Source organism: Aeribacillus sp. JST-2 (assembly GCF_056032925.1).
This window is the reverse complement of record NZ_JBVVUU010000015.1, coordinates 22752-39388: the sequence shown is the minus strand read 5'-3', so window position 1 is coordinate 39388 and position 16637 is coordinate 22752. Positions and strand designations below refer to the sequence as shown.

The 16637-nt window shown below is 40.5% G+C and carries 14 protein-coding genes; 4 read left to right on the top strand and 10 right to left on the bottom strand.

The genetic code is table 11. The features are described 5' to 3' along the window. Positions 1-327 precede the first annotated feature (327 nt). The 8 genes from prfB to flaG form a co-directional block, all read right to left on the bottom strand. Positions 328-1429 (bottom strand): peptide chain release factor 2 gene (gene prfB, locus AC0KTX_RS09625; RefSeq protein ID WP_474251990.1). Its coding sequence is split into 2 segments (ribosomal slippage): positions 328-1356 and positions 1358-1429, totalling 1101 coding nucleotides; the frame shifts between segments, so codons are not numbered across the junction. A 75-nt stretch (positions 1430-1504) separates the two neighbouring features. Further along, positions 1505-4015, bottom strand: a complete 2511-nt coding sequence (secA, locus tag AC0KTX_RS09620) for a preprotein translocase subunit SecA (RefSeq protein ID WP_474251989.1) — start codon at positions 4013-4015, stop codon at positions 1505-1507. A 228-nt stretch (positions 4016-4243) separates the two neighbouring features. Continuing rightward, on the bottom strand, positions 4244-4798 hold the full coding sequence (gene hpf / locus AC0KTX_RS09615) for a ribosome hibernation-promoting factor, HPF/YfiA family (RefSeq protein WP_474251988.1): 555 nt from the start codon (positions 4796-4798) through the stop codon (positions 4244-4246). A 134-nt stretch (positions 4799-4932) separates the two neighbouring features. After that, positions 4933-5313 carry a DUF8042 domain-containing protein gene (locus tag AC0KTX_RS09610; RefSeq protein ID WP_474251987.1) on the bottom strand — a complete coding sequence of 127 codons (381 nt, stop codon included), beginning with the start codon at positions 5311-5313 and terminating at the stop codon, positions 4933-4935. Positions 5314-5328: 15 nt separating this feature from the next. Then, positions 5329-5676: a flagellar protein FliT gene (gene fliT / locus AC0KTX_RS09605; RefSeq protein ID WP_474251986.1), complete on the bottom strand. Its 348-nt coding sequence runs from the start codon at positions 5674-5676 to the stop codon at positions 5329-5331. After that, the gene (gene fliS / locus AC0KTX_RS09600; protein WP_474251985.1) at positions 5676-6077 is read right to left on the bottom strand and encodes a flagellar export chaperone FliS; all 402 of its coding nucleotides are present in this window, start codon (positions 6075-6077) and stop codon (positions 5676-5678) included. The genes fliT and fliS overlap by 1 nt, the downstream gene beginning before the upstream one ends. A gap of 45 nt (positions 6078-6122) precedes the next feature. Beyond that, positions 6123-7601, bottom strand: a complete 1479-nt coding sequence (locus AC0KTX_RS09595) for a flagellar hook-associated protein 2 (RefSeq protein ID WP_474251984.1) — start codon at positions 7599-7601, stop codon at positions 6123-6125. A gap of 16 nt (positions 7602-7617) precedes the next feature. Continuing rightward, the gene (gene flaG, locus AC0KTX_RS09590) at positions 7618-7965 is read right to left on the bottom strand and encodes a flagellar protein FlaG (RefSeq protein ID WP_474251983.1); all 348 of its coding nucleotides are present in this window, start codon (positions 7963-7965) and stop codon (positions 7618-7620) included. 222 nt (positions 7966-8187) lie between these two features. Between flaG and AC0KTX_RS09585 the strand changes: the two genes are divergently transcribed. The 4 genes from AC0KTX_RS09585 to AC0KTX_RS09570 all read left to right on the top strand — a co-directional run bounded on the left by AC0KTX_RS09585 (position 8188) and on the right by AC0KTX_RS09570 (position 14138). After that, positions 8188-9006, top strand: coding sequence for a glycosyltransferase family 8 protein (locus AC0KTX_RS09585; protein WP_474251982.1), 819 nt, complete (start codon positions 8188-8190; stop codon positions 9004-9006). 426 nt (positions 9007-9432) lie between these two features. Then, a complete protein-coding gene (locus AC0KTX_RS09580; RefSeq protein WP_474251981.1) occupies positions 9433-9732 on the top strand; it encodes a phasin family protein in 300 nt (99 codons plus the stop codon). Between the two features lie 43 nt (positions 9733-9775). Beyond that, a complete protein-coding gene (locus AC0KTX_RS09575; protein WP_474251980.1) occupies positions 9776-11452 on the top strand; it encodes an ABC1 kinase family protein in 1677 nt (558 codons plus the stop codon). Between the two features lie 928 nt (positions 11453-12380). Then, positions 12381-14138 (top strand): ABC transporter ATP-binding protein, encoded by a 1758-nt coding sequence (locus AC0KTX_RS09570; protein WP_474251979.1) that lies wholly within the window; start codon positions 12381-12383, stop codon positions 14136-14138. A gap of 111 nt (positions 14139-14249) precedes the next feature. Here the strand turns inward: AC0KTX_RS09570 and AC0KTX_RS09565 are convergent, their stop codons facing one another. Next, a complete protein-coding gene (locus tag AC0KTX_RS09565) occupies positions 14250-15362 on the bottom strand; it encodes an ABC transporter permease (RefSeq protein WP_474251978.1) in 1113 nt (370 codons plus the stop codon). Further along, positions 15359-16624, bottom strand: a complete 1266-nt coding sequence (locus AC0KTX_RS09560; RefSeq protein WP_474251977.1) for an ABC transporter permease — start codon at positions 16622-16624, stop codon at positions 15359-15361. The genes AC0KTX_RS09565 and AC0KTX_RS09560 overlap by 4 nt, the downstream gene beginning before the upstream one ends. Positions 16625-16637 lie beyond the last annotated feature (13 nt).

Below are 16637 nucleotides of genomic sequence, written 5' to 3'. Positions count from 1 at the left end.
ATGAAGCCTCCCTTCAATTGGATTCAGGGATATTATAACCCACTATCAGCAATTTCACCCTTTAAGGATTTGAACAACATTTTACAATCTTGTGAAATGAATGTTAGAACTGAAATTGACAATTTTAGTGATTTTTTTGAAGGAATCGGACTTGACTATATTATCTTCCATAAAATTGATGTAATACCGCTGAGTGAACATCCTCCATCGGGTTCATTTTGAAAACGAAAAACCGGGCGCAAACTCACTGCTTCCGCCCAGCTTTCCCGCAAAACAAATAACCTGTGAGAACAACATCTGATGAGATGCGATCCTCTCCAAAAAATTTTATTGCAATTTTAAACGTAAATACGCATCGATAAAAGGGTCGATTTCTCCGTCCATTACGGATTGAACGTTCCCGATCTCGACATTTGTCCGGTGGTCCTTCACTAGCGAATAAGGGTGAAAGACGTAAGAGCGAATTTGGCTGCCCCAGCCGATTTCTTTTTGTTCCCCGCGAATTTCGGCCAGTTCTTTTTCCTGTTCCTCCATTTTTTTCTGGTACAACTTTGTTTTTAACATTTTCATCGCGCGTTCCCTGTTTTTAATTTGCGACCGCTCCGATTGGCATGTAACGACAATACCTGTTGGCAAGTGAGTAATCCGCACCGCTGAGTCGGTCGTATTTACATGCTGGCCTCCCGCACCGCTTGAACGGTACGTATCAATTTTTAAATCTTCGCTCTTAATTTCAACATCGATTTCATCATTGAATTCCGGCATAACTTCGCACGAAACGAATGATGTATGCCGGCGGCCTGATGCATCAAAAGGAGAAATTCGCACTAACCGGTGAACCCCTTTTTCCGCTTTTAAATAGCCATATGCATTATGACCTTTAATCAGCAATGTGACGCTTTTAATTCCGGCTTCATCGCCCGGGAGATAGTCAAGCGTTTCTACTTTAAACCCTTTTTTCTCTGCCCATCTCGTATACATTCGCAAAAGCATCGAACCCCAGTCTTGCGACTCTGTTCCTCCTGCGCCCGGATGAAGTTCCAATATCGCATTATTTTTGTCATAAGGCTCATTTAATAAAAGCTGCAGTTCAAAGTTGTTCAGTTCCTTTGTTAAGGATTTTAATTCCGATTCCAGTTCTTTTTGCAGTTCATCATCAGGTTCTTCTTTAATGAGTTCGTAGGTTACTTGAAGATTTTCAAATGATTCGTGCAAATGATTAAACTCTCCTACTAGCTCTTTTAACCCATTCGCTTCATTAATGACCTTTTGCGCTGCTTGCTGGTCATCCCAAAAATTTGGCGCAGCCATTTGTTCTTCCAATTCTTGAATGCGTTTTTCCTTCTCTTCTAAGTCAAAGAGACCCCCTAAAATCCGCTAATCGCTTAGCCATTTTTCCGAGTTCATGTCGAATGTCTACTAATTCCAATGCATCATCACCTCAAAAATATGCTTTACTTTTGTCAAAGAAAAAGGCAGAGAGACCTCTACCTAATAATAGCGGTTAACGTCCGCAGCAATGTTTGTATTTCTTGCCGCTTCCGCAAGGACACGGATCGTTGCGGCCGACTTCATGCGTTTTCCGAATCGGTTTCTTTTTCTTCGGCTCCACGCCTTCTTTTGGCTGCACAGCCTCGCCAACTGCCACTTCCTGCCGCTCCAGATTGTTTTGTATCTCTGCTTTCATTATATATTTTGTAACATCTTCCTGGATGGATGCAACCATATTTTCAAACATCGCATATCCTTCCATTTGATATTCGCGCAAAGGATCCGTTTGTCCGTAAGCGCGCAAGTGGATGCCTTGACGCAGATGATCCATCATATCGATATGATCCATCCATTTTGAATCAACCGATCGAAGGACGATGACACGTTCAAATTCCCGCATGTTTTCTTCACCAAATGCAGCTTCTTTTTCATCGTAGCGTTGTTTTGCTCTTTCCCAAATAATATCGATGATTTCATCCGCTTCTTTGCCGCGAAGTTCATTTACATTGAATTTGCTTGTTTCATCAAGAATGTTGGCTTTCACCCAGTCAACCAAGCCTTCAAGATTCCAATCTTCAGGGAGCTCTTCCTCAGGAGTGAAAGAGCGTACAACGCGCTCGATCGTTTGTTTGATCATTTCTTCAACATTTTCCCGTAAATTTTCCGATTCCAGCACTTCATCTCTTTGTTTGTAGATAATTTCCCGCTGCTGCCGTAATACATCATCATATTGAAGAAGCTGTTTCCGAGCGTCGAAGTTGTTTCCTTCGACACGTTTTTGAGCTGATTCCACTGCACGCGTAATCATTTTGCTTTGAATGGGCTGGGAATCGTCCATTCCAAGACGATCCATCATGCTCATCATGCTTTCTGAGCCAAAGCGCCGCATTAACTCATCTTCCATCGATAAGTAAAACTGGCTCACTCCCGGGTCTCCCTGGCGTCCAGAACGCCCCCGCAGCTGATTGTCAATTCTGCGGGATTCATGGCGCTCCGTGCCGATGACGGCCAGACCTCCCAACTCTTTTACTCCTTCGCCGAGCTTAATATCTGTTCCACGGCCAGCCATGTTGGTAGCAATGGTTACCGCTCCTTTTTGCCCGGCTTGTTCAATAATTTCCGCTTCCTTCGCATGGTTTTTGGCATTCAATACATTATGCGGAATCCCTTTCTTTTTCAACATATTCGAAATCAATTCAGATGTTTCAACAGCAACTGTACCGACTAAAACCGGCTGGCCGATCATATGTCGCTGGGCAATATCTTCCACGACAGCCTTAAATTTCCCTTCCATAGTCCGATAAACGAGATCCGGACGATCCTCGCGAATAACCGGCTTATTTGTCGGAATGGAAACCACCTGCATGTTGTAAATGTTGCGGAATTCTTCTTCTTCTGTTTTCGCTGTACCCGTCATACCGGCAAGTTTTTCATACATGCGGAAATAATTTTGGAACGTAATGGTTGCGAGCGTCATGCTTTCATTTTGAATTTCAAGCCCCTCTTTCGCTTCAATTGCTTGATGAAGGCCGTCGCTATAACGGCGCCCTTTCATTAAGCGGCCGGTGAACGGATCGACAATGATGACTTGTCCATCTTGCACGACATAATCGATATCTTTATGCATGACGACATGGGCTTTCAGCGCGTTGTTGATATGATGGTTTAATGTAACATTTTTTAAATCGAACAAGTTATTGATTTGAAACGCTCTTTCCGCCTTTTCAATTCCCTCTTCCGTCAGTTGGACTGATTTTGTTTTTTCATCATATGTGTAATCTTTATCTTTTTGCAGCGTGCGGACAAAAGCATTTGCCTGCATGTACAGCTTCGTCGATTTTTGCGCCTGTCCGGAAATGATAAGCGGTGTTCTGGCCTCATCAATTAAAATCGAGTCCACTTCATCAATAACGGCATAATGAAGCGGTCGCTGCACCTTCTGTTCTTTATAAAGAACCATATTGTCCCGCAAATAATCGAATCCTAATTCATTATTTGTTGAATAAGTTATATCGGCTTCATAAGCCGCCTTTTTTTCTTCCCTTGACATGCCGTTTAAATTTAAACCGACTGTCATGCCGAGAAACTCGAATATTTTCCCCATTTCATTGGCATCCCGCTGCGCCAAATATTCATTGACAGTGACAACGTGGACGCCTTTTCTCGTGAGTGCATTCAAATACACTGGCATGGTTGATGTCAATGTTTTTCCTTCACCGGTTTTCATTTCGGCTATATTTCCTTCATGCAGAGCAATGGCTCCCATTAACTGCACTTTAAATGGGTATAAACCGAGAACTCGGTGCGCTGCTTCTCTAACGACTGCGTAAGCTTCAATTAAAAGGTCATCGAGCGTCTCGCCTTTTTCCAACCGTTCGGCAAATTCTCCCGTTTTCGCACGCAGTTCCAGATCTGACAGTTTTCTCATCTCAGGGCCGAGCGCATTGATTTTTTCGGCCATTTTTTCATATCGCGCCAACGTCCGCTTGTTCGGATCAAACACTTTATTTAAAATTCCAAGCATTTTGAACGCTCCTTAAATCAGTTTGTAAAACATGTACGATAGGTTCTCATTAAATTTTATCACTGCTTTTTCAAGCATACAACTTTCGATCGCGAATCATCCATACACCCATGATTGGTCATATGTCCGGTACTTATTGCGAAGGTTCGCGATAGCTAACATTTCTATTATAATAAATTTGCAAAAAAATTACAGCCCATAAAGGGCTGCAATCATTCAAAACGGATTTTATTCATTTGGCTCTATTAGTCCATAGCGGCCGTCTTTTCTGCGATACACAACATTTGTTTTGTTTGTGTCCGCATTTGTAAAGACGAAAAAGTTATGACCCAGCATGTTCATTTGCAAAATCGCTTCTTCTGCATCCATTGGTTTCAAATTGAACCGTTTGGTGCGAACAAGTTCAAGATCTTCTTCTTCCTCTTTTTCATCTGCTTCTCCAACAGCCGGATTGATAAAATATTTTACGTCTACATGCTGTTCGCGAAGCTTTCGATTGACTTTTGTTTTATGCTTGCGTATTTGCCGCTCAAGTTTATCTACTACGAGATCAATGGCTGCATACATATCTTCATGATATTCCTCCGCCCGCAAAACTAAATGCGGCATCGGTATGGTAACTTCAATTTTCGATTGTTTGTCGTTATAATATTTCAAATTCACATTTGCAGATGCGCTGACCCCGTTGTCGAAATAGCGGGTAAGTTTGGATAATTTTTTCTCCACATATTCTCTTAAAGCTGGAGTAACCCCAATGTTTTCCCCTCTGACGTTGTAGTTCATCTTCAGCTCCTCCTTTTTTAAGGGATTATTTATATAATTCTATATCCCTTCTTGTTTCCCTTCTTAAAAAAAAAATAACTGTGGCAAATTGTTAAACAAATTGTGATTTTGTCGACATTGGGAAATGGCATAAATCAATGTGTGACGTAAGTTTTCAATTTTTCTTGAATCCTTTTTTTCCATTTTAAAAAAGAAGGGAGAAGCTCATATTTCATAAAAGATTGAAACTGAAGAGGCATAACGCTCTCTAAATCTATTTTTTCCAATTGGTCGATCACAAAATCCATTCTTTTTAGTTCCAGCACCGCTTCGGAATCGTCGGATAAAACAGCTAGCAAAAATGGCCGGGTCGAATCAATTTCATAAATGGCCAGCAATACATCTGCTAATACTTGATCCCGTTCCGTGAAATTGATGTTTTCAAAGCTTGATACGATGTAATAAAAACCCTCTTCAATCGAGTCAAGGAGCTGATAAAAACGGGAAAGCAGTTGGAAATGATCTGCTGTTAACATAAAACCGTTGCTCTCCTATTTTCGTTTATCATAAAAAATTCCGTCAATGGTAGCATTTCCATAAGGATTCATATATTTTTGGAGTGTCGCTTTATTATTTTTTGCGAAAATGATATCTTTCTTGATTTGTTGTTTGAATTGCTCCAATTGTTTTGCCAATGTTTGATTCAGGCTGACGATTTTTTTCCCAAACTCCATTTGCAGCGTGGAAAACGGAGGCTGAAGTTTATTCATTAATTCTTCCCGTTTCGACAGCATCGTTTCAATTTGACGGATCGTTTCATCACGGTTGGATTGTTTCGGATTTTTTGTCAGCTCCACTAGCATTTCAGTTGTTTCCAACAGCTTTTTCACTTCATCCATTATGCTTGTCCGCCTTCTTTATGCTGTTGTTTCCGGTTGATTTGAATGACTTCCTTCCATGTATCCCTAAACTCTGTAACATACTCTTCAACCTCATTTAAAATAGAAATGTCATTTTTAATATTGGCTTCAATTAACCGGCGATTCATATATTCATACATAGCATACATATTTTTGGAAAGGTCAATGTCCATTTTTAAAGTGGACATTAATTCATATAAGATTTTTTGCGCTTTTTGCAAATTGACATTTTTTTGTTCAATGTCGTTTTCTTCGATTGCTTTTTTTGCAAGCTTTAAAAACTTTAAACATCCGTTATACAACATTAAGGTAAGTTCACCCGGCGTTGCAGTTTGTATGCTGTTTTCCAAATAAGACTGATAAGGATTATTTACCGCCATCTTAGACACTCCTAATCTGTTAAAGTTTCAAACAGGCGAAGCCGTTTAAGCGCCTCCGCCGAAAAATTGCATTAAATAGGCTGATTGTTGGTTCGCCCGTTGAATCGCCTGTTCCATGGCCGTAAATTGGCGATAATATCTCGATTCGATTTCTACTAATCTATCATTAAACGCATCAATCCGGTCATTCAAGTCGTCCAAATTTTTGCCGATCGTAAACTGATCATTGGTGGAAAGGGATGTTCCGGCTTTATCTTTTATATTTGTCATCATGCCTTTCAACGAATCGCGAAGACGGCGGGCAATCCCTTTTTCTTCATAAGTGTCTCCGTCAGCCATAAACAAGTTATAAATTGCTTCAGGATTTTCCTTTATTTTCTCCCTGAGTTTGTCTTCATCAATAGTTAGCTTGCCTCTTTCCAAATAATTCGATGTTGTCGTGATTCCAATATCGGCAAGCAGATCAAATTCTTCGGAAGCTCCGGCAACAGGTGTGTATAGGTCAAGCCGCATTTGATCAAGGCCGCTCGATAAAATGGAATCGCTGCGGAGCAGTCCGCTTTTCGCTTTTTCTTCCCACAGTTCGATTTGTTTTTCCGTCATTTCCTCTTTCTGTTCATCCGTTAGCGGCGGATAGTCTCTGAAGCGTTCTTCCGTTAATTTGCCATTAATTTTGCCGATTACCTCATTATATTTGTCAACAAATTTTACAATAGTGTCGAGGATTCCATCAACATCTGTCGCAGTTGAAATCATAACCGGGTTAGCGGTTACTTTTTTTATCGTATACTCCATTCCGCTAATCGTAAAGGTATTGGATGTTTGCACCGTTTCATATCCGTTGATTTTTACGATGGCATTTTTGCCTTCTTTTCCGGCATCAGGCGTAAGTAGAGAGTTTGCATCAACTGTGAATCCAAGACTTGTAACAAAATTTTTCGTCGCATCGTCAGCCGCTTTGATATAACCGCCCTCGCCTGTTTGATTGTTTGTCAAGACCAGCTTTTCCGTGCCGTTTGAATCTTTTATTTTCATGGCAGTAACGCCTAAGTCGGAACTGTTGATTTTGCTGATCACATCGTCAAGCGTATCCGTATTGCTCAATTCAATTTTTACCGTTCTTGCCTCAGTTCCGCCTGGATCCATAACCTCGAATTCCAGCGTTTGGTTTGCAGGTGAATAACCGCTTAAACTGCTTGCGCTCCAAGATGCAGCTTCTGCTAATTGCGACACTTCAATGGTTGCTGAAATATTGGAAGTGGCATTGATTGCCCTTGCCGTAACACTTGATTCATCTGAACTGGTCACCGTTTTTTTTCTGTAGCTTGACTGCCGATAAATTCCGTCAAAAATCAGCCTGTCCAGTTCATCCAGCATTGTATTAATTTCCCGATAGCTGTCCCGCTGCCATTCAAAAATTTGTTTTTGTTGATACATTTTATCAAGCGGAATGCGCTCGGCTTTCATTAAATCTTTCACGAGAGCATCAATATCCATGCCGCTTGCTAAACCTACGATCCTCATCACTTTCCACCCCTGTTTAAATTTTTCGATCTACCAGTAATCCTATCAGTTCTGCCATCGCTGCATACATATCAAGCATTTTTTTCGGGGGAATTTCCCGAATCACTTCTTTTGTGTCTTCATTGACAACCTTTACATAATATTCGCCCAGTTCTTCATGAAGCACAAACTGGATGGATGTTTTCATCGGCTTTAAAAAATTATTAACTTCTTCAACAGCTTCCTTCAATTGATCTTTTATTTTGCCGGCATCCTCCTGTAAAGCCTGCTTCGCATCAAATGATTTTAACAGGTACTCTTCATTCCCCTGCTGCTTTTTCTGCAAAACAGAGCTTCCGGCACCGGCTACCCCTTGAACTTTCATAACCGTTTCCCCCTTGCGCTTATGGACACGATTGTTATTATTTATATCGGTACAAAGAACCATACATTTTAGTATAATTTTACATAAAAACTATTACATATATTACCACTAATGTAAAGACGCCAAATGAAAGAACATTTTGTTGAACGATGATAAGAATGGTGCTATTTTTTATTTATGCTGAGTTTTCATTCATTACGTTTTAAGTAAGGATGGTAACGGATGATCAATATTCTTGTCACGTTGAACGCCAATTATATTCCTCCTTTAAAAGTGATGTTAAGTTCATTGTTTTTCAATAATCCAGAGGAAAAATTTTCCGTATATATGATGTATTCGGATATTTCCGAGGAAAAACTTCAAGAGTTACATATGTTTTTTGAAAAAAACGGTCAATGTTTATTTCCTATTTTTGTCGAGCCAATGCTTTTTGCTGACGCTCCCATTTTTCGCCACTACACATCAGAGATGTATTACCGCCTGGCAGCTCATCAGTTTTTGCCAAATGATTTGGATCGGGTTCTTTACCTCGACCCTGACATTGTCGTCATCAATACAGTGAAAAGTTTTTATGAGAGCGATTTCGAAAATTGCCTTTTTATCGCTGCGGAACATAAACATTCGACAAAAGTGGCATCCCTCTTTAACAAATTGAGGCTGAAAACTCCTAATGCAAAGGGCTATTTTAATACAGGCGTGCTTTTAATGAACCTGGAAGGCATGCGAAAAGCAGTGAATGTAAAAGATATATATCAATTCATTGAAGAAAACCGGCTGAAGCTCGTTCTTCCTGATCAAGATGTTTTGAATGCACTGTATTGGGATAAAATAAAACCTGCTGACTGCTATCGATACAATTTTGATGCCCGCTATTATGAAATCACAAAACGGCTCCCCAATCCCAAGTATAGTTTGGAATGGATTAAACAAAATACCGTTTTTATTCATTACTGCGGAAAAGATAAGCCATGGATGAAAAATTATAAAGGCGAGCTGGGGGCTTTTTATAAACAATACGAAAAGATGGCGGCAAACAGTTAGTTTTCAAGCTTTCGGACAGCTTTTATGGTAAACGTCTTAACTTTAGGGATATTAAGACGTTTTTGTTATATTTCACGGTTGTTTCCATCAATTCGATTTTTTTCATTATTTTTAAATAAAAGGAAGTTATGCAACAGGTGTTCTTTTTCGTGGAGCTTGCCATTCGGCATTTTAACCCTTTCGCCGTTCTTGAACACTTTTGAAGGATCGTTTCTCAATCGTTTCAAGGCAGGAAACTTTAGTCCTTCTCCTGTTTGGCAGCCGATGGAAAATTTATATATGGAACGAAAATGACTTATTATTATTAGCAGCTTTCCAAAAAACAGATTAATGTTTTTTATGAATGAAAGGATTCAACAAGTTGAAAATAGAAGAATAAATAATAAAAGACCTTTCACAAAATTCCACATGCAGGAGGGAACGAATATGGATTTTTTTAAAAAAGGACTGGCACTTGGAATCGGGCTTGCGTTAACAAGCAAAGAACATGCTGAAAAAATTGTGAATGAACTCGTAAAAAAAGGGGAGCTTTCATTAGAAGATTCAAAAGAAGTGATGAACCAATTGATGGAGCGCGGCCAGGAAGAAAAAAATGAATGGCAGCGCCTTATCCGTGAGCAACTGACACAATGGATCCATAAACTTGATCTGGTGACAAAGGATGATTTGAAAAAACTTGAACAACGTATCCAAAATTTAGAAAATAAAAATGAGCAAAAGGAATAGAACTTCTTAAAAAGCCGGCTGTAAAAATAAAGGGGCTGATCAAATGGTTGGGAAAAGAATCCGTCATATCCATCGCTATCGCGAAATCGCTGTTGCTCTCATCCGCAACGGCTTCGGCATGATCGTGGATGAAGTCGGATTTTCGCAATTTTTGTCATTGCCGCAGAAATTTTTTCCTATGAAAAAAGTGAAGCATTCGTTTACAATCGGTGAACGGGTTCGACTCGTCTTGGAGGAGTTAGGTCCAACTTTTGTAAAGCTGGGACAAATTGCCAGTACACGCCCCGATTTGTTTCCCGAAGAAATTATCCGCGAGCTTGAAAAATTGCAAGATCAGGTTCCCCCTTTTTCTTTTGCAGAAGTTCGAGAGATTATCGAACAAGAATTAGGGGGAGAAATAGAAGCATTATTCGATTATTTCGATCAAACACCATTAGCCGCTGCTTCCATCGGACAAGTTCATCAAGCTGTTTTGCGGTCAGGTAAAAAAGTTGCTGTAAAAGTTCAGCGTCCCCGCATTGCCAAAACGATTGAAACGGATTTGGAAATACTTCAAGACTTGGCCTTTTTGGCCGAACACCGTTTGGAATGGGCAGCAAAGTACCAGATCAGGGAAATCGTTGATGAACTTTCCAAATCTCTTCGCGCAGAGCTTGATTACACAATTGAAGCCCGCAATGCGGAAAAAATGCGGCAGCTCCATAAGAATGACTGCGCCATCCATATACCGCAAATCTTTTTGGAATATTCGACGAAACGCGTTTTGACCATTGAATTTGTCGAAGGTGTAAAGCTGAAAGACATTGCAAAATTAAAAGAAAAAGGATATAACTGTAAAAAAATTGCGGAATGTTTATCAAAAGGAATATTTGATCAAATATTTACCCACGGTTTTTTTCATGGTGATCCTCACCCAGGGAATGTGCTTGTCATGTCGGAAGAAATGATTGCTTTTATCGATTTTGGAATGGTCGGGCGGCTGACACCCGAAATGAAATATCATTTTTCCTCATTGGTCATCGCCTTGATGAGAAAAAATACGGACAGCATCATTAAAACAATTTTTCGCATGGGCATCGTCCCCGATGAAGTTGATTTAATGGATTTGCGAAATGATGTAGAGGTTTTAAGAGAAAAATATTCCAATGCCCCATTAAGCCAAGTCAGTCTTGGCGAGGCTGTCAATGACTTGCTGCAAACAGCCTTCAAACACTCGATCAGAATCCCTGCTGATTTAACAATGTTAGGGAAAACATTGCTGACGGTTGAAGGCATTGTCGAAGCATTGGATCCTGAAGCCAGCATCGTTGACCTAGCGGAACCCTTTGGCCGCCAATTATTAAAAGAAAGGCTGCATCCAAAACAAATTGCTGAAAATTTTAAAAAACAGGCAACGGATTACGGGGAAATGCTGATCGATTTGCCAATATACATAAAAGAGTTATTATCGTTAGCGAAAAAAGGGCGGCTCCATCATGATATCACCATCCCGGAATTGGATCTGGTTTTGAAAAAACTTGACCGAATCAGCAATCGCCTTTCATTCAGCATCGTGCTGCTCGCCTTTAGCATCATTATGGTAGGAATCATTATCGGATCTTCGATGGGCAGACAATCAACATTGCTGTGGAAAATTCCGGCCATTGAAATTGGGTTTGTTGTTGCAACCCTTATGTTTTTATGGCTATTATATTCCATCATCAAGTCGGGAAGGTTTTAGCCCATCATCTAATCATCTGTTTTTGTCTCATGTAGACTAAATGAAAGCTGAAAAACACCGTTTTTTTCCAAAAAACTCCGTTGATCTTAACGAGGAATCATCCGGCAGAAGGAATGACTTTGAAAAAAACCATTACCGTTTTCGTCGATATTAACATCCTGCTGAACCGGTTCAAAAAGCATTTGCCATTGCCGGAAATAAGGCGAATATAAACGAAGAAGCTGAAATTGTCTCTTCCAACACAAACCGAACATCCAAGACCTTGAATCGCAGACTGATGTGGGTGTTCGATTTAAAGAGAACCGTATAAATCCGGCAGATCCACAAATTCGGCATTGGATGCCGGATGAAATCGGAGAAGCCAAAATGGAATATGTCAAAAGGCAGATAGATTGTGCGGCACTCCGGTTTAGCTTCCAATCTAATAAAATGCTTAACGGCTATTTTCCATTTCATCCACCCATTCAAACCGTTGCCTATCATTTTTTTTCAGGAAACCCGATTGCGACAAGCCCCAATCCAATGAAAAGACGAGCATTCCTTTGTTCACTGCGATTTAAAACAAGCAAATGTTTTTCTTGCCTCAGAATCTGCTAATGGAAAATCGTTTTGCCGGCTGACACCCCCAATTTGCGAAAACCTGTCCATTATATGGAAGCCTCCATCCATTCCGGTTTCATCAACATTTTGGACAATGGGATCAAATGGCTTTTATTCCAAACCGAATGTCCAAAAGTTTGAAAAGCATGCGCCCATTTCGTATAAGAAATATTGAATGGTAAAACCACTTTGGCCGTTTTCATATGCCTGTTCAAACAGGATGACGATATACATTCAAAATATGTTGCATCCCACGTTGCGTGAAGATGTAAGATGGACATGAAAAACAAAAAAAGCTATCGTGCCAAAAACGGGGAGAGATGATATCATGGAAGATTTAAAGACCAAAAAACAGATGCCGTGGTTTTATTTTCAAAAACTGTTGAAAAAAGCATCACCGCCGTATTGGCTATTTCTTTTAGCCATCCTTTTAAGTTTGCTGGAAGCAATAACAGGTTTGATCGTACCCATTTTTACGCGCGATTTGATTGACCAGTTTTCTTCTTCCAATCTGCAAGGCCATTTAATTGCCTTATTGCTTGCGGTTTTTATTCTTCAATCCATTATGGGCGGTTTTTCTTATTATCTTATGGCATATATTGGAGAAAAAATTGTCGCCAACATCCGCACAGCTCTTTGGAATCATGTCCTTTATTTGCCCATTCCTTATTTTGACCGCCATGAATCAGGAGAGTTGATGAGCAGGGTTACACAGGACACTTATGCATTAAAAGCGCTTGTCACCGAGCATTTTGCCAATTTCGTTTCCGGTCTTGTCACCATCATAGGCGCCGTCTTGATTCTGATCATCATCGATTGGAAAATGACTCTCATTCTTTTTATTTTTGTACCGCTTTCCATCCTGCTTATCATGCCGCTCGGGCAGAAAATTTATAAAATTTCGCTGCAAACACAGGACGAAATGGCATCTTTCAGTGCTAATCTCGGACGTGTACTTAGCGATATCCGTTTGGTCAAATCGAACCTCGCTGAAACGGTTGAGAAAAAGAAGGGAAACAAAAAAATCGATCAGCTGTTTCGTTTCGGCTTGAAGGAAGCGCGTATCCAAGCGGTTGTTTCACCATTAATGGCAACCATTATTATGGCGGTGTTGGTCGTTATTATCGGTTATGGAGGCATCCGCGTCGCCTCAGGAGAGTTATCGGCAGGTTCACTTGTCGCCATTATTATTTATATGGTGCAAATTGTGGTTCCTTTTAGCCAAATGGCAGGATTCTTCACAGCTTTTCAAAAAGCGATGGGTGCTACAGATCGTATTCAAAAACTGTTAAATTCAGAGACAGAACCTAGCACAGGACAGGAAAACATTGATTTTGATCAGCCGATTGTTTTTCAAGATTTGTCATTTGCCTATAAAAATGAAAAAATGATTCTAAAAGACATTCATTTTGAAGTGAAACCCGGCCAAACGATCGCATTTGTCGGACCTAGCGGGGCTGGGAAAACCACCATTTTTTCCTTGATTGAACGGTTTTATCCACCGACTAAAGGATCCATAAAACTGGGAAATACAGATATACGCGAATTTTCCCTTTTCGCATGGCGCGATAACATCGGCTACGTCTCCCAAGACAGCCCGATTATGTCAGGAACAATACGCGAAAATATTTGCTATGGACTGGATCACCCGGTAAGTGAAGAAGATATTCGGAAAGCAGCCCAATTAGCGAATGCAGCCGAATTTATTGAAAAACTTCCGGCAGGATATGAGACAGAAGTCGGCGAAAGAGGGATCAAACTATCCGGCGGTCAGCGGCAGCGCATTGCCATTGCGAGGGCACTGTTGAGAAATCCAAAAATTCTTTTGCTGGATGAAGCAACATCCAACTTGGACAGCGACTCCGAGTTGAAAGTGCAAAACGCCCTTCACCGACTAATGGAAAATCGTACAACATTTGTCATCGCCCATCGACTCTCAACCGTCATCAATGCCGATTTCATCATTGTCATTGAAAACGGCCGCATTACGGGGCAGGGAACGCATGATGAGCTGTTGCAGTCTCATCCATTGTATCAAAAGCTTGTCAGCCAACAAATGCAAAATCTTGCTCCCGCCAACGATTAAAGCGGGAGCTTGCCCACATAGTCAAATGAAAGCCAAGATATTCTATAAAAGATTCATTCACACGTTTTGGGGAGCTTGCGCACATAGACAAATGAAAGCTGGTGCGGCTGCTTAAGCCTGTTTCCGCTCCATAATATTGATGCCAAGCCCCATGAACACAACGCCCATCAAAAATAGAACGCTCATCGGATAAAGTAAATCGCTGAATGAGTAGCCGTAGACAACCGCTCCTTTTAATAGATCCATCCCATACGTAACGGGGACAAATTTTGAAAGCAAGAGCAGCGCATCCGAGGAAACAATTTCCAACGGCCAATATGCGCCTCCCAGCATCGCCATGCTGACAGAAACAAGCGGAAGCACCGCATGAAACTGTTGTTCATTATTGACAATTCCGACAATAAAAATAGATAATGCGACAATTGCCAACACATAAGGGATGAGCAATACAAGCACAAGCCAAAATTTATCGCTGAAATCTACATCAAACATAAAGCGAAAAACTGCAAAAATGACCGCCACCTGAACATAGCCGGCTGCAAAACTGTAAATTAAATTTCCGGCATACACCTCCCATTTTTTGACCGGTGACAAAATCATGCGGTCCCAAATGCCGGTTCGCTTCTCCATTAATATATTGAAAACGTTGTACGCAATCGTATAAATGACAAAAAACAAGACGCTGCCGAAAATCGCTTGCATTTGGCTGTTGATGATTACTGTTTCATCCGCTCGGAAATGTTTTGTTTCTATGTTAAAAACCGGGTCGTTTTTCGCATCCTCCAGCGCCTTTTCCACTTGTCCCAAGCTCGATTCTCCATGTTTTTCCGCCTGATTAATGATCATCTTTGATTGCAGTGCTTTTGCGTATACTTTTTGAACTGTTTGCTGAATTAAATAACTATTGGCCGTATTGGAAGCAATGATTATGCGGAAATCGTTCTTTTTCAGCTCCACTCCTGCTTCCGCCTTGCCTTCGCTAACAAGCTTTTCAACCTCCTCTTTTTTCATTTTTTTAAACGAAAATAAATCATACTGTTCAAGAGCGTGAATGAACTCTTTGACTTCACTTTCTGGCAGTTCGCTGTATACTGGAACAACGATTGCCCGTTCGTTTGCTCCGCTGATAAGCGAAGCAAAAACAACAGAAATGATCGACATCATGAAAAATAGCCAAGGTTTCCGGATAAAAAGACGAAGCTTTGCTGTCAAAACTCCGATCACGCCATTTCACCCCTTTTTGGGAAAACTAGCAAACTCAACAGGAACATCACAAAACCAAAAAGACATAAGTATATGACAGGCCAAATAAATTGCGGCAGATCATATCCTTGCAAAATTTTTAAATAAGCTGTCATACCGGCTCCATTTGGCGTGATATCCCCCAATTTACGAATAAATTCCGACATTTGCGAAACCGGGAAATAGCTTCCGCCAAGAAAAGCAAAAATGGAAACAACGCCGCTTGAGAAAAAAATGGAAACATTATCTGAATTCATTCGGTAGCTTAGCGAAGTCAAAAAGGTTCCGATTCCTCCGACTGCCACGCAAAGACTAAGCGTAACAATTGTAAACGAGACGAGATCCGGCCATTTGACACTATAAAAAACAGCTGCTAAAGCATATAGCAAAGAGAGCTGTAAAAAGGCAATAATCAAGGAAGTTATGAAAATGGCAGCCATGTATAAATTTTTAGGCACATTGGCAAGCAGCAAACGATTGAATGCGTGCGACTGTTTTTCCCGCAAAGCATGCGACGAAATGTACGAGGCCAGATACAAAACAAACATAACGCTCATGCCGACTGTATAATAAGTAAAAGAATTGATCGGCTCCCGTTTCGTCACGGTTTCCATTTTTCCTTTCACTTGGGCGACAGGCAGTTCAAATGATCCGTTTAAGCCGGCTTGATCCAGTTTTGAAAACAAGGAATATTGCTCTTGAAATTCAGTGATGAGCTCTTCAACAAATTGGGCCGTAATTTCTTTGCCTTCGTTGACATATATACTAAGCTTCGGCTTCGTTTTCCTGCCAAATATTAAATGGTTCAACAATGTGTAAGAAAAATGTTCCGGTACTTCAATAATGACGGTAAATTGGTCATTTTTACGGATCTCCTCTAATTCAGAAGGCTGAAACTCTGCCATTTGTATATAAGGTGCAAGCTCTTTAGATCCTAAAATTTCTTGTTTTAAAATGGAAATAGGCATCATTTTTTCCACTTGTTGCAACATTCTTTTCTTTTCCGCATCCGGCATTTGCATGTTTTTTACGTCGTTTGCCAATTTTTCAAAATCCGCTTGTTCATCGCCGTGTTCCACAATGGCTACTTTCGCTTGAATGTCCATATTTTTGTTGTCCATCACACTATTGAGCGCAAAACCTAAAATAGATATAAGAATGAATGGCATGCCCAACAGAAGAAGCAATTCCTGTTTATTGCGGATCATTATTAAAAATTGTTTTTTCATAAATTGTCCAATCATAGTCATCACCCTT

Coding starts and splice junctions, on each gene's coding strand:
- AC0KTX_RS09560 (WP_474251977.1), bottom strand. CDS start 16,624: ATGATTGGACAATTTATGAAAAAACAATTTTTAATAATGATCCGCAAT.
- AC0KTX_RS09580 (WP_474251981.1), top strand. CDS start 9,433: ATGGATTTTTTTAAAAAAGGACTGGCACTTGGAATCGGGCTTGCGTTA.
- AC0KTX_RS09610 (WP_474251987.1), bottom strand. CDS start 5,313: ATGTTAACAGCAGATCATTTCCAACTGCTTTCCCGTTTTTATCAGCTC.
- AC0KTX_RS09595 (WP_474251984.1), bottom strand. CDS start 7,601: ATGAGGATCGTAGGTTTAGCAAGCGGCATGGATATTGATGCTCTCGTG.
- fliT (WP_474251986.1), bottom strand. CDS start 5,676: ATGGATGAAGTGAAAAAGCTGTTGGAAACAACTGAAATGCTAGTGGAG.
- AC0KTX_RS09585 (WP_474251982.1), top strand. CDS start 8,188: ATGATCAATATTCTTGTCACGTTGAACGCCAATTATATTCCTCCTTTA.
- hpf (WP_474251988.1), bottom strand. CDS start 4,798: ATGAACTACAACGTCAGAGGGGAAAACATTGGGGTTACTCCAGCTTTA.
- AC0KTX_RS09570 (WP_474251979.1), top strand. CDS start 12,381: ATGGAAGATTTAAAGACCAAAAAACAGATGCCGTGGTTTTATTTTCAA.
- flaG (WP_474251983.1), bottom strand. CDS start 7,965: ATGAAAGTTCAAGGGGTAGCCGGTGCCGGAAGCTCTGTTTTGCAGAAA.
- fliS (WP_474251985.1), bottom strand. CDS start 6,077: ATGGCGGTAAATAATCCTTATCAGTCTTATTTGGAAAACAGCATACAA.
- AC0KTX_RS09575 (WP_474251980.1), top strand. CDS start 9,776: ATGGTTGGGAAAAGAATCCGTCATATCCATCGCTATCGCGAAATCGCT.
- secA (WP_474251989.1), bottom strand. CDS start 4,015: ATGCTTGGAATTTTAAATAAAGTGTTTGATCCGAACAAGCGGACGTTG.